Source organism: Acinetobacter sp. RRD8, assembly GCF_031844225.1.
Taxonomy (GTDB): Bacteria; Pseudomonadota; Gammaproteobacteria; order Pseudomonadales; family Moraxellaceae; genus Acinetobacter.
The window spans coordinates 74959-88824 of sequence record NZ_JAUZUU010000010.1; the positions used below are offsets into that span (position 1 = coordinate 74959).

The window sequence follows — 13866 nt, forward strand, 5'->3', positions numbered from 1 at the left end:
TTTGGGTAGATCATGGTCGAGAACCAACCACAGCCAGAACAAGAACCACAAGATAGCGTTGTGCCGAAAAAGCGCCGTATATTCAGAAGCATCCTATTGTCGGTGCTTTTTTCGCTGATTTTTCTGCTGTCTGTGTTGGCTCTACTGTTTTCGACCAATCAGGGCAGTAAATTTCTGCTGGATCAGGTGCTGGAACGTCAGCAAATTATTCAATATGAATATGAGGGCGGTAATTTATGGCGCGGGATTATTCTTAAAAATGTGCTGGTCAGCCTGAAACCAGTCGATGTCAAAATTGATCGTGCTGATGTTAAGCTGGGCTGGCGCGCGATTGTCAAAAAAGAAATTCATCTGACTGAAGCCGATGTCCTCAATCTGCAAATTATTAACAAGCAACCATCAACAGGCGAACCATTCAAGTTTAATGCTATCCGTTTGCCTTTTATCTTGCGCGTTGATCATTTGCTATTGGATCATCTGGTGATTAAAACCCAGACCAATGCAGTTGATTTTTATAATATCGAATTAAATGAGGCACTCTGGTCTGGTACCGAATTAAATTTTGAAGATTCCCGTATGGACATGGGCTATTTGTCTGTACGTGAAGCCACGGGTAAAATGCAGTTTGAAGGCAAATATCCTCTAGATGCCACAGGCATCGTTAATCTACCTTCCTTAAGAGACAGCCTGAATATTCATGATATTCAGGTGCGGGCACGCGGAACGCTGGACACGATTCAGGCGGGCGTAGCGACCAATACGCCTGATTTATTAACCGGTTGGGTTATCGTGCATCCGATGCGTCCTCAGGTACCGATGCGCGGCGAGTTGAAGTTCAAGGATTATCACTGGCCTATTCTGGCCGAACAGAAACTGTTTACCAAAGACGGCATTGCCGAGTTTAATGGCGATATCAAGCGTCTGGACCTGAACGTCCAGACTGACCTGATTGGGGAAAATATTCCGCAAGGTCAGTATAGTGCAGTGATGTATACCGATCTGGTCAATCAGCTGAATATTACCGATCTGAATGGTCAGTTGATGAAAGGTGCAGTTAGCCTTGCCGGGACAGTAGGCTGGAAAGACCGGGTCAGCTGGGATCTGGCTGGACGCTTAAATGGGATTGATCCTAAACATGAGCGTATTCCGCAAGTCGTACAAGATTTCTTGCCGCCAAGTCTGGATGCGAATATTGCTTCTGCGGGTAACCTGGAAAATGGCCTGCACCTTACCGGATTAGTTGATTTCGACCGTTATGAAAGCTGGAATCTGAAGCTGGATCAAAACCCAGCCAAAGGCAATAAAGTACAACCGATGCTGTTAGATGTTGCTTGGAAAAATATTGATCGCGCCGTACCTTATGTGGGCTGGCTCAGCAGTCAGTCTGGCGATGTTAAACTGGCATTGGTCGAAGGTCAGCAGAATATTCATGTGGCAACTAAAGTCGAGCAGCATGAAGAAGGCCTTCTGCCTGCTGGCATGTATCAGGCTAAGCTCAATCTGAACAAGAATATCTTGAATGTCCCAAGTTTTAATTACAGTGCCAATGCACAGGCAGGCAGCTTAAGCGGCAATGCACGGATTGAACTACCACAGGAAAAACGTCAGTTAAAATGGACTGCAGTATTAAATGCCAAAAATTTGAATACTCAAAGTATTGCCGCAGCTTCACCGGTAGATCGTTTGAATGGCCAAGTTAAAGCCAATGGTTATGCGCAACCGAATCAGCAGATTATTAAACTGAATAGTGTTGACCTGACCGGACGACTGGCGGAGCAAAATGAAACCGTACGTTTGACCGGAAACAGCACCATTGCCTTGTTATTCCATAATGAAAAAGCGGGTGGCGGATTTAAAGGTTACGCGGTCAATTATGATGGTGCTTTAAATTCTAGCCAGCTTAAAGCCAGTCAGGGTATGCTGAAACTGCGCGTTTCAGGCACCCCGGAAATGTTGAAGATAAATGAATTCCGACATGATGGTGTGGCTGGCAAGATTAATGCCAGCGGTCTGGTCAATCTGGCGAATGGCATTGGCTGGGATATCAACGCATCCTTAATCCGCTTTAAGCCGCAATATTTTAATGCCAAACTGAAAGGCGAATTGTCAGGCAATGTGCAAACCCAAGGGGTGTGGTCAGATGCCTTAAAACGCATTCAGATTCAACGCTTAAATCTGGCCGGTATGCTGAATAACAAACCGGTACGTGGCACGGGTAATTTATCGGTCATCATTAATTCAAACCAGCGTGGTTTCGTACCACAGCAGTTTGAAGCCAATAACCTCTTTCTGTCATATGCCAGTAACCAGATTCAGGCGACCGGTAATGCACAAAATCTCCAACTGAAAGTGAATGCGCCGGCTCTGTTTGAATTGTATCCAGGCTTAAGAGGTCGTGCGCAGGGCTATATCAATATGCAGGCACAGCCACGATTGCAGGCTTCAGCCAACCTGTCTATCGACAATTTTGCCTTTAAAAACCTGTTTAGCGTGCAGAAAGTTCGTGTTCGTGGACAGTTGCCAACATCGCAAAGCACACCAACTTTATTGACTGCAACGATGGATCGCCTGCGTAGTGGTTCACGCGAGATTGTACGCGGTGAGATATTATTGGCCGGTACCCGTGCTGCGCACATTCTCAAAGTGCAGGCAGAAAACCGCCTGTCAAAATTCTTTGTGCAGCTCGCCGGTGGCTTTAATGCCCAAAATAACTGGCTGGGTCAGATTCAAAAAGGTGATTTCGACTCTTTACGTGCCCGTCTGGTGCAACGTCAAAATGCAGCAGTGATTTATAACACTGCTCAATCGGATCTGTTTGTTGGTGCTCATTGCTGGATGAGTCAGCAAAGCCAGTTGTGTTTTGATCAGCCGATTAGGGTCAACAAAACCCGTGGCAGTGCCTCTTTTATTACCCAAAACCTTGATCTGGAAGATTTCAGTGCATTCCTGCCTGATGGATTGGCGTTGACGGGTAAAGTCAATGGTTATGCCAAGGCTGCTTGGGCACAAGGCGCCAAACCTAAAATCGACGCACGTCTGGTGACGCGTAATGGTGTGGTGGGCTTATCTTCTGAAGATCCAGATTATTTGGGTTCTACACTCAAATATGATGAAGTCGGGTTGGTCGCAAAAAGTGTGGCAGATGGCTTGCAGCTTCGTCTGGATGTCAAAACACCAGATATCGGAACCGGCTATGCCAATGTCATCATTGATCCATATCGTGACAGTAAACCGATGCGTGGCGAAATTGCCTTTAACCAGGTACAGCTCAAGGTCTTTAAGCCATTTATTCAGGACATCCGTAATCTGGACGGGATTTTATCTTATGCCGGAAAAATTAGCGGAACTTTAACGGATCCTTTACTTGAGGGTGAGGTTCGGGTCAAAGATGCTTCAATCAGCATGATCTCCCTACCGGTGAATCTGACTAATGTACAGCTCTATTCATCCATACGTCAGAATTCTGCCAGCATCAATGGCGCATTTAACAGTGGCCGTGGTGTGGGCAAATTAACCGGTTCTGTGGACTGGAAAGGTGATCCGCGGGTGCAGTTAAAACTGCAAGGTGACAATCTGTTGATTCGTCAGGCCCCATTAATTACTGCTGTGGTGACACCTGATTTGACCCTGGACATGTATCCATTTAATAAAAAACTGAGTCTGAGTGGCACAGTCGATGTACCGCGGGCATTGATTTCAATGCCAGAAGCCTCAGAACCTGTAGTTGGTTTATCTTCAGATGTACGTGTCGTGCGTGAAGGTGATGATCAGCTGGCGATCTTGAAGTCTGCACGTCCTTGGGATATCCGGGCAGATGTAGCTGTTTCTTTAGGGAATCAGGTGATCTTTCAGGGCTTTGACAGTCGTATTCCACTCTTGGGTCGAGTCAATCTGTCACAGCGGGGGCTGGAAACCGCAATGCGTGCCAATGGTGCAATCGGGGTATCACAGCGGGTGAAAATCGAAGCCTATGGTCAAAGTCTGGACCTGAATCGTGCTATCGCACGTTTTAATGGTGAACTTACCAATCCGACACTGGACATTGATGCCAATAAATCGGTTCAGGGTAGTACGGTCGGGGTACGGGTAACAGGGACGGCATCGAGTCCAAGTATTCAGATTTATAATGATGCGGGCTTGTCAGAACAGGAAGCCTTGAATGCCTTGATTACCGGTCGTGTTAATGAGGGTGTATCTGGTTTAAGCCAGGCTGAAGGATTTAGATCCGATGTGAATAATACGATCGCTGCTGCGGGGATTAGTCTGGGCTTGGGTAGCACCCGCGCACTGACCAACCAGATCGGGCGCAGTTTTGGCTTAACTGGTCTAGCTCTGGATGCTCAAGGTACAGGAGATGATACCCAGGTTTCTGTGACTGGTTATATTACGCCTGATTTATATCTGCGCTATGGGGTCGGGGTATTCACACCGGTGAATAAGCTCACTTTACGCTATCAGGTAAATCAGCGCTTGTATCTGGAAGCGAGTCAGTCTTTAGAACGTGCGATTGACTTGTTCTATAATTGGCGCTTCTAATTTAAGCAATAAAAAAGCCCTAAAATTTTAGGGCTCTTTTATTGGGAGACAGGACAAAGATTTTATTAGCTATAAAGTAGATTGATGTCATAGTCAGCAGAAGCATTGATCTCTAAATTCAATCTCTATACATATATGACAATAGAGTTACGAGTAGAGAAAGAATTTAGGATGAGACTTCAGGGTGAAGAAAACTGATCATCGTATAATTCAGCTATCACATATAGAAAATCAATTAAAATATGCAATAACAGACTGAAAATCAATAAACCCATAATAAAAATAGGTGTATATTGAAAATACGATTTCACGCATAAGAGCATCTTCGCATGTCGACTAAATTTATCATCCGTTTTGCTGCGATTCTATTTTCTGTACTTATTTTGACTGCATTAGCCATTCAATTTTTCTTTAAATCGGATGTAACCGTAGTTCTATGGATTTTCGCTGTACCTTTCATTTTGGGCATTCCAATTTTGGCTTCTGTTGTATTGACCACCAATGATGAACTTGATATTCATAACGTTAATTAGGCTTGAACCTTAAACTGGCGCATTTAAAGTGCATCTGATCTTTACTGATAGAGCAGCCGACATTTGCACTTTGTTCAATAAAATAGACCTTATTTTAAAGCAATGCAGGTCAGTTAAGCATGCATCAGAAAATGTAGTAAAAATGAGTGTATGTTTACGCTCATTTTTTATCAGCTTACTCCAGAATTTAGATTTAACTCTCAAATCATTATAATTTACATAAACTCTAAGAAATAAGGGAATATTCTTATCATTATTCATTCAAAATAGGTCTTCATCATAAAACTCATTATTTTAGAGAAAACAGAATGCCTAAAAATAATTATCTACCAGCTCTAGAACAAGTTTATGACTTTTTAAAGGAACGACCAGGTTTTAAGGATAAAAGTGAATTTGATAAAGCGGTAGAATATTTTAGAACTCTACATGAAAGTGATCCTCTGGATTTCAGAGTTCAAGCACCGAATACTGTCGCTGGAAAATTTGGGGCTAAAGAGACTATAAATTTAGGGTCTATGCCAGAATTCAGTAATAAGGAAAATTTCCTTAACTGGATAGATACGCAAATTAACCACTAGTTGAAGGACTTTAAGCAAACGCATCATGCGGCAGGTTTTCATTTATTATTCATACATTCATTAACATGTAGTACAGAAAACAATCGAAACTGAGTTGGAAAACTACAAATTTGAATGATAACTTTATATTCAAATCTTCCCAGTAAAGAGGTGAGCAATGAAGTTGTTGACTTTGGTTGGTATGGGAGTAGCAGCGAGTTATTGTTATAAAACTATGAAAAATGGCAAGCTTGCTCTTTCAAAACCTGACTTTGATGAAAGTGTAAAACGATTTGTACTGCAAGAATTTGCAGCTTAGTTCTTCACGATATATTTTCCAAAAAGGCTCATCGGAAGATGGGCTTTTTTATTTTCTAAAAATTTATAATTCTAATATTCAGATTAAAAGCAGTTTAATTATAGCCACCATGTTATAAACCTACCTCGTGATCTATTTTAAATAATTAAATGAGAGCTAATGGATGATGAAGATGGAAATGAATGGTGCGAGCTTATATATTCTGAAGCCTTGAGAATATATAAACCAACAAAATACAACACAGTCAACAAACTGAGATTCTTTGCGCTGATTTTAGAATTATTCGCAGAAATGCAGCATGAGGATGTAATAATTCAAGTAAAGGCCGTGAATGTAAAACTTAAATTGAGATCTAAAAATTACATTTTTTGGGTGTTTGAAATGCCTGATTTTCAGGATAAGACGCTATTTTTAACTTATATGTCTAGTAAATTAAGTCAGCTATAAGGTGTCGTTGAAGGTTAAAATCGTCAATCAATTTAACAAGCATAGTTTTTTTTATACTAATGGTCTATTTATATATTTTTATCAATAGCTTGCTTATTCTCTAGTCGTTACTCACTTTGACAACATACCTGAATCAGCGCAAAAGTGAAAAGAGGAAGACCTATCGAAAGATGGGCTTTTTTAATATTTACAGCTTATTGAACGAAAAGTAACTTAAAGCAAATGTAAGAGAACAGTTTATTAATACTCTCTATACTTTATTGCTAAATTCACAGTGCTATATTCGTTTTGCGAAAACAAAAAGACGCAAATAAGACGAAGAAAATGACTACAGCACTAGCCCGCTTATTTGAAAAAGTAAGTGGGCTCTTTAATTGAAAAATTAATGTAATATTATGCTAATGTATAAATTATAAGTTTATATATAATGCATAAATAGATTCTATTGCTGTAGTTTCTTTCCAATTTCAGCCTCCTTCCCTAAGGAGGCATTTTTTTATCTATGGAAAAGTAAAGTTCCAATTACTATTGTGTTTATTCAGTTACATAAATGATCATCGTTGACTCTTGAATGAATCCTTCAAATATTTGAGCATGATATTTTATTGGTTAAATAAGTGATGGATCGCCATGATAGATGAAGAAAAGCCTTTGAACTTTGACGACGATAGTGAACCTCAAGATTTTGAAGATGAAGAATTTATCGATGATAAGAAAGAGGATGAAATGTACAATGCTATTACCAAAGATGGGTCAAGTGTTGATCCTGCGGATGATGGAACACGTCATATTCGTCCTGAAGACGGTGATCCGATAGAAGTTGAAGAGTAATAAAAAGCCCAATTTAATATTGGGCTTTTTATCGTTTGGTCGATGAGAATGAAAATACAATATTTCCTATTTAGAATTGGGCGGATTGATCAAAATAGCCACCTAGAAAATTTAAATATCCATTGAAATGATTTTTTTCACTTAATAAAAAAGCCCTCATTCATGAGAGCTTTTATGTCAATTCAATTTAGCAGAATAGCCTAAGAAAATATTTAAAATGGGGTGCAATTAATCGTTAAACGTCTCATTTAACGCAGTTTGAACCGCTTCAACCCGTGCCTTGCAAGCTTTATAGGCGGTCATGGATTCTTCCACGATTTTCATCAAGTTATCAATATCCGGTTCTTGCTGAGATTCGAGCAATTCTGCATTCTTTTTCAAGATGTCATAGCCTTGTTGGAAGCTCAAAGTATCATGATTCATGAGGAAGTACCTGTATAAGTTGTGCTGAAAAAATGCCGTCATGTAATTCGACTTCAACCAGATCGCTGGACTGAATCTGTTGAATAGAGGCAACCACATGTTCTTGCTGGCGCACGATGGCATAACCCTTGGATAAAACATGTTTAGGATTTTGTAGTAGCGTTTCCCGCATCAGGGCATCAAGCTGCTGATTAATCAGCTGGGTATGCTGCTGGGCCAGACTGGTAGTATTGGCCTTGATCTGTTGCAGACGTTGCAGCGCATCCATAATCTGGTTGTTGGCCAGACTTTGAATCAGTTTCAAAAATTGATCATTCTGATTTTGATAAGCTTGAATCTGTTGCTGGGATAAACGCTGAATGCGCTGTAGATAATTCAGAATATCCTGGGTCAGTTCAAAGATATGATTGCGGATTCCGGCAATGGCTTTACTCGGAGTATCAAAGGAGCGATGCGCAATCTCATCCAGAATAGTACGGTCTTTTTCATGCCCGATGCCGACCCAGACCGGTACCGAACGTTTACAGAGCAGGGCAGCCAGATCATAATCATTCAAATAAGCCAGATCATTGACTGCGCCACCACCTCGTATAATCACAATCAGATCCGGTGCGGTATTATAAGTCTGTGCCCATTGTTTGAGCGCTTGTGCCAGACTGTACATAATACTTTGCGGGGCGGTATTTCCCTGAAAAGTCGCACTGTGATAGATAAACTCACACACCTGCGCACGCTGCAGTGCATCGGCATCTTTTTTAAAATCTCCCAGGCCTGCTGCATTTTCGGGAGCAATCACCAGAATCCGGTTCAGGTCAAAAGGGCTGGGCAAGTTTCTATTGCGCTGAATCAGTCCTTCAGTCGTCAACCGCTCAACAATCTGCTGATAACGCCGGGCAATATCTCCCAGAGTATAGCCTGAGTCAATTTCAACGATATTTAAAGAAAAACCATACTGCGGATCGAAATTAGCTTTGACTTTAATCAGCACTTTCAAATCACGACTCAGCTCAATTCCGCTTTCACGTTCAAACTGCGTGACAATTTTCTGGGCACTGAATTTCCAGATAGTCGCTCGGCAACTGGCGATGACCTGATCACTGTCGGCTTCTTTTTCTGCCAGCTCCAGATAATAATGGCCGGCTTTAATACTTAGATTACGAATCTCGGCTTTAACCCATACCGGTGTATCGAAAGTGAGTTTGACCACTTCCTGAACTGTAGCAAGATATTCCTTGAGGGAGAGTTGAGGATCGTCTGTCATGCCAATAGAAAGTTTAAAATTCAATCAAATATTAAATCAATCCAGCATAGATCACAAATCTAAAAGTGAAGTCATATTTGAATGATGTAATGACAATGCAATGCTATTGAAATGCATAATCACTTGGTCTAGGCGATTCATTCGGCATTTTTGTATTTTGTAGAGGTTCTTATCTTCTGTTTGTCTTGTTCATTGAGAGAATTTATAGTGTTGAAGTCCTTAATTCACAAAGGTCTTATTTCTAATTTTTAATGAAAAAGCACGGTTAAAAATGTACACAGACTTGTGTCTGGCAAGGACAAGGAAATATGCTAAATTGGTGAAGAATTATTGAAGAAGAATAGGCTCTCATGAAAAAAACAATGCTGTTCGGTTTACTGGCTCTCGCTCTAAGCGCATGTACCACTACGCCGCAATCTGAGACGGATGCTCCTAAAACAGGTTCAGCGAATCCTGCAAGCGCTTATTGTGTCAATCAGGGTGGCAAGCTTGAGATTCGTACTGAAAGCAATGGTCAGGTCGGATATTGCCATTTAAAGAATGGTCAGGTGGTCGAGGAGTGGGAATTACTGCACATGAATCAACCTAAATGTATTGCTGATCAGGCAGCGGCATTGGTGGGTCAGTCCAATTTGACTGAAGCGCAAATCAAGCAGAAAACCAAGGCACAAATTGTACGTATGGTTGAACCGGGTCAAGCGGTGACGATGGATTATCGTGAAGAACGAGTGACTGTAACGGTGGATCCTACAAGCAAAAAGATTATCCAGGCTTCATGTGGTTAATTACACAAAATGAAAAAGCCCATTAGTGGGCTTTTTTAATTCCATACAACTCGCATTTTGAAATGACAAATCTTCCCCGATCTTTTATATTGCCCCTCGGAAGGAGAAATTCATGAAAAAGTTATTGGCTTTATCGTTTATGCTGGCGCTGGCCGGTTGTGCCGAGAAGAAACCCTTAACCCCTGAAGAGCAGTGGCAAGGTTATTGTCGAAGCGTCGGTAATGCGGCGCGTACCATTATGCTGGATCGTCAGAATGCGATTGAGAAAGAAAAAGCAATCGAGCATGCCAACAAGATCGACGACGAAACCACCAAAGGTTTTATCCTGAATATTATTGATGAAGTCTATGCGATTCCAGCCGAAGAGATTAAGGCAGATGTAAAAGCAGCCCGTGAAAAAGTCCGCGCTGAATTTACTGCAAAGTGTATTGCGACACCGCATGACGAATTACCAGATTACAAACCGTTCTAAGGAACGGTTTTTTTATATTTGGATAAAATTATCCAACTCATATTTCCCATTAAATGTATTTAAATATACACATCTTCAAAAGACTGAATAATAAAAATAGCGTAAGCAAAATGTACACTTTGTGACAATTTCTAAATCTAAAATATAGAAATACTTATCTTTATATTGAATAATGAATTCAACTCCAATTAACCGAGGAGTAGCACAATATGGAAGTCGTAAGATATTTGCATCATTCTGATCTGCTGCTGGAAGATGAAGAAGGTGTGGTCATTATTGGCGGCAGTCACTATGTACTCAGCGTCGGTGACAAAGTCGTTTTAAAGAAGATACTAGAACAAGATAAAAAGCTTTATCAGGTGGATATTTCCTTTGCCAGCAATAATCACAGTACTACCTATGAAGATGAATGCGTGGTGAAATTCCAAGGCTGCCGAGACTCATATCAGCAGTATTTAAACTCGACCACTGTACACTAAGGTGGAGTATCTTTTTAAATTCAAATCAGGCAACATCAGGGTTGCCTTTTTTATGCATTAAATTCAGTTAAAAGGGCCTATTCATGGGCTTGTTTCGTGTGGTGTAAGCTAGAACTGATTACGGAATAATCATTAAGAGCATCATTTAGTTATAAAATAACGAGCATCACGAAGAAACACTTGAGTTGCATTAACTTTTAACTGGAAATTTAGTAAAATTTCGGAGTCCATATTATTTATGAAGCTTAGAATAAGCAGGAATTCATAAGTAATTTTTTAAAAAAGAGGAATAACACTGTGCTAGAAGCTTACCGCCAACACGTTGAAGAACGTGCCGCACTCGGAGTCCCACCGAAGCCACTTGACGATGCCCAAACAGCTGCATTAGTTGAACTACTAAAAAACCCGCCAGCTGGTGAAGAAGCATACTTGGTAGATTTGCTTGAAAACCGTGTACCAGCAGGTGTTGACCAAGCTGCATATGTAAAAGCTGCGTTCTTAGCTGCATTGGCAAAAGGCGAAGCAACCTCTCCACTCGTTTCTAAAGAACGTGCTGTTTACTTACTAGGTACTATGCTTGGTGGTTATAACGTAGCGCCTTTAGTTGAACTTTTAGACAATGCTGAGCTTGCTGAACTTGCAGCTGAAGCATTGAAAAAAACGCTTCTTGTATTTGATGCATTCCATGACGTTGCTGATAAAGCAAAAGCTGGTAACGCAAATGCTCAAGCAGTTATGCAGTCTTGGGCTGACGCTGAATGGTTCACTAGCCGTAAAGACGTTCCTGAAGAAATCAAACTGACTGTTTTCAAAGTAACTGGCGAAACCAACACTGACGACTTGTCACCTGCACAAGACGCTTGGAGCCGTCCAGACATTCCATTGCACGCAAATGCAATGTTGAAAAACGTACGTGACGGAATCAATCCAGAAGTTCCTGGTGAAGTGGGTCCACTTAACCAGATTAAAGAACTGATCGCGAAAGGCAACCAGGTTGCTTACGTGGGTGACGTTGTTGGTACAGGTTCATCTCGTAAATCTGCAACTAACTCTGTACTTTGGTTCTTCGGTGATGACATTCCGCACATCCCGAACAAAAAAGACGGTGGTTACTGCCTAGGTTCTAAAATCGCTCCAATTTTCTTCAACACGATGGAAGATGCGGGTGCATTACCGATCGAGATCGATGTTGCTAACATGAACATGGGCGACGAAATCGTTCTTAAGATCGATCACGCTGCTGCTAAAGTAACTGCGTTCAAAGACGGCGCGCAAATCGCTGAAGCTGAACTTAAAACTCCAGTACTTCTAGACGAAGTTCGTGCTGGTGGTCGTATTAACCTGATCGTTGGTCGTGGTTTGACCACTAAAGCGCGTGAAGCTTTAGGTCTTCCAGTATCTACAATGTTCCGTACTCCGGTTCAGCCTGCTGCAACTGGCAAAGGTTTCACTCAAGCTCAGAAGATGGTGGGTCGCGCTTGTGGTCTTCCTGAAGGTCAAGGCGTACTTCCAGGTACTTACTGTGAACCTAAGATGACTACTGTTGGTTCGCAAGATACAACAGGTCCAATGACGCGTGACGAATTGAAAGACTTGGCTTGCCTAGGTTTCTCTGCTGACCTTGTTATGCAATCTTTCTGTCATACAGCTGCGTATCCAAAACCAGTTGACGTTCAAATGCAACACTCGCTTCCTGATTTCATCATGAACCGTGGTGGTGTGTCTTTACGCCCAGGTGACGGTATTATTCACTCTTGGTTAAACCGTATGCTTCTTCCAGATACTGTTGGTACTGGTGGTGACTCGCATACTCGTTTCCCAATCGGTATTTCATTCCCGGCGGGTTCTGGTCTTGTAGCGTTCGCTGCAGCAACTGGTGTTATGCCATTAGACATGCCTGAATCTGTACTTGTGAAGTTCAAAGGTAAAATGCAGCCTGGTATCACTCTACGTGACCTTGTACATGCAATTCCTTACTACGCAATTAAGGAAGGTGACTTAACTGTAGAGAAGAAAGGTAAGAAAAACATCTTCTCTGGTCGTATCCTTGAGATCGACTTAACAGAAATGGAAACTGACCTGACTGTTGAGCAAGCGTTCGAACTTTCTGATGCTTCTGCTGAACGTTCTGCTGCAGGTTGTTCTATCACACTTTCTGAAGAGAAAGTTGCTGAATACCTTCGTTCAAACATCACCATGTTGAAGTGGATGATTTCTGAAGGTTATGGCGATGCGCGTACTATGGCTCGTCGTGTTGAGAACATGGAAAAATGGTTGGCTAACCCAAGCCTGATCAAAGCGGATGCTGATGCTGAATACACCAAAGTGTATGAAATTGATCTTGCAGACATCAAAGAACCTATTCTTTGCTGCCCGAACGATCCAGATGATGCGAAACTTCTTTCTGATGTTCAAGGCGCGAAAATTGACGAAGTATTCGTTGGTTCTTGTATGACGAACATCGGTCACTTCCGTGCGACTGGTAAATTGTTAGAGAAAGTTCCTGGTGGTGCGTTGTCAACTCGTTTGTGGATTGCTCCACCTACGCGTATGGACGAACATCAGTTGATGGAAGAAGGTTTCTATAACATTTATGGTAAAGCTGGCGCGCGTACTGAAATGCCAGGTTGTTCATTATGTATGGGTAACCAAGCACGTGTAGCGCCGAACACGACTTGTGTATCGACTTCTACTCGTAACTTCCCGAACCGTTTAGGTCAAGGTGCTAACGTTTACCTGGCTTCTGCTGAACTTGCTTCTGTTGCTGCTGTATTGGGTAAATTGCCTTCTCCAGAAGAATACCAACAGTACGCAGCTCAAATTGACAGCATGTCAGCTGACATCTATCAATACTTAAGCTTCGACAAGATGAGCGAATATACTAACGCCGCTAAAGACGTTGATACGAAGAAAATTGCTGCTGCTCAGTTGACTTAATGAGCTAGAATCAAGAAAAGCCGAAAGGCCTTTCCCTAGCGCAAGAGCAAATCTATGATTTTCTTTGAAAATTAAGTTATAAGTAGTTTAAGATAAAGGCTGAGTAATCAGCCTTTATTATTGTGTATAGTAAAATATTTATATTATTAGGGGGTAGAATGTTGGAATTAGATGAATTTAAAATTATCAAATTAAATGGAGATCAAGATGTCACTATTAATTTTAGAGATAATAAAAAAATACTAATTGCTGAAAATGGATCAGGCAAAACTACAATAATGAATAT

The 13866-nt window shown here is 41.5% G+C and carries 12 protein-coding genes; 10 read left to right on the forward strand and 2 right to left on the reverse strand.

Going from position 1 to position 13866, the window contains the following annotated elements; all coding sequences use genetic code 11:
• Positions 1 to 12: 12 nt before the first annotated feature.
• The 6 genes from Q9R24_RS10650 (at position 13) to Q9R24_RS10675 (ending at position 7223) form a co-directional block, all read left to right on the forward strand.
• Positions 13 to 4536, forward strand: a complete 4524-nt coding sequence (locus Q9R24_RS10650) for a translocation/assembly module TamB domain-containing protein (RefSeq protein WP_311204410.1) — start codon at positions 13 to 15, stop codon at positions 4534 to 4536.
• A gap of 329 nt (positions 4537 to 4865) precedes the next feature.
• Positions 4866 to 5069, forward strand: coding sequence for a hypothetical protein (locus Q9R24_RS10655; RefSeq protein ID WP_311204411.1), 204 nt, complete (start codon positions 4866 to 4868; stop codon positions 5067 to 5069).
• Between the two features lie 308 nt (positions 5070 to 5377).
• Positions 5378 to 5647 (forward strand): hypothetical protein, encoded by a 270-nt coding sequence (locus Q9R24_RS10660; RefSeq protein WP_005263238.1) that lies wholly within the window; start codon positions 5378 to 5380, stop codon positions 5645 to 5647.
• A gap of 157 nt (positions 5648 to 5804) precedes the next feature.
• Positions 5805 to 5945 carry a hypothetical protein gene (locus Q9R24_RS10665; protein WP_004645377.1) on the forward strand — a complete coding sequence of 47 codons (141 nt, stop codon included), beginning with the start codon at positions 5805 to 5807 and terminating at the stop codon, positions 5943 to 5945.
• 159 nt (positions 5946 to 6104) lie between these two features.
• Positions 6105 to 6392, forward strand: coding sequence for a hypothetical protein (locus Q9R24_RS10670; RefSeq protein ID WP_004278754.1), 288 nt, complete (start codon positions 6105 to 6107; stop codon positions 6390 to 6392).
• Positions 6393 to 7022: 630 nt separating this feature from the next.
• Positions 7023 to 7223 carry a hypothetical protein gene (locus tag Q9R24_RS10675; RefSeq protein WP_311204412.1) on the forward strand — a complete coding sequence of 67 codons (201 nt, stop codon included), beginning with the start codon at positions 7023 to 7025 and terminating at the stop codon, positions 7221 to 7223.
• A 228-nt stretch (positions 7224 to 7451) separates the two neighbouring features.
• Here the strand turns inward: Q9R24_RS10675 and xseB are convergent, their stop codons facing one another.
• A complete protein-coding gene (gene xseB, locus Q9R24_RS10680) occupies positions 7452 to 7646 on the reverse strand; it encodes an exodeoxyribonuclease VII small subunit (RefSeq protein ID WP_004278752.1) in 195 nt (64 codons plus the stop codon).
• Complete coding sequence (xseA, locus tag Q9R24_RS10685) at positions 7636 to 8907, reverse strand: exodeoxyribonuclease VII large subunit (RefSeq protein ID WP_148334900.1); 1272 nt, start codon at positions 8905 to 8907, stop codon at positions 7636 to 7638. The genes xseB and xseA overlap by 11 nt, the downstream gene beginning before the upstream one ends.
• Positions 8908 to 9257: 350 nt before the next feature.
• On the opposite strand from xseA, the gene Q9R24_RS10690 reads away from it, so the two are divergent.
• From Q9R24_RS10690 to Q9R24_RS10705, 4 genes are all read left to right on the forward strand, one after another.
• On the forward strand, positions 9258 to 9692 hold the full coding sequence (locus tag Q9R24_RS10690; protein WP_005106641.1) for an I78 family peptidase inhibitor: 435 nt from the start codon (positions 9258 to 9260) through the stop codon (positions 9690 to 9692).
• Positions 9693 to 9804: 112 nt separating this feature from the next.
• Positions 9805 to 10164: a hypothetical protein gene (locus tag Q9R24_RS10695; RefSeq protein ID WP_004645374.1), complete on the forward strand. Its 360-nt coding sequence runs from the start codon at positions 9805 to 9807 to the stop codon at positions 10162 to 10164.
• 209 nt (positions 10165 to 10373) lie between these two features.
• Complete coding sequence (locus Q9R24_RS10700; RefSeq protein ID WP_311204413.1) at positions 10374 to 10643, forward strand: hypothetical protein; 270 nt, start codon at positions 10374 to 10376, stop codon at positions 10641 to 10643.
• Positions 10644 to 10940: 297 nt separating this feature from the next.
• Positions 10941 to 13580 carry a bifunctional aconitate hydratase 2/2-methylisocitrate dehydratase gene (locus Q9R24_RS10705; protein ID WP_005106643.1) on the forward strand — a complete coding sequence of 880 codons (2640 nt, stop codon included), beginning with the start codon at positions 10941 to 10943 and terminating at the stop codon, positions 13578 to 13580.
• The last annotated feature ends 286 nt before the right edge of the window (positions 13581 to 13866 follow it).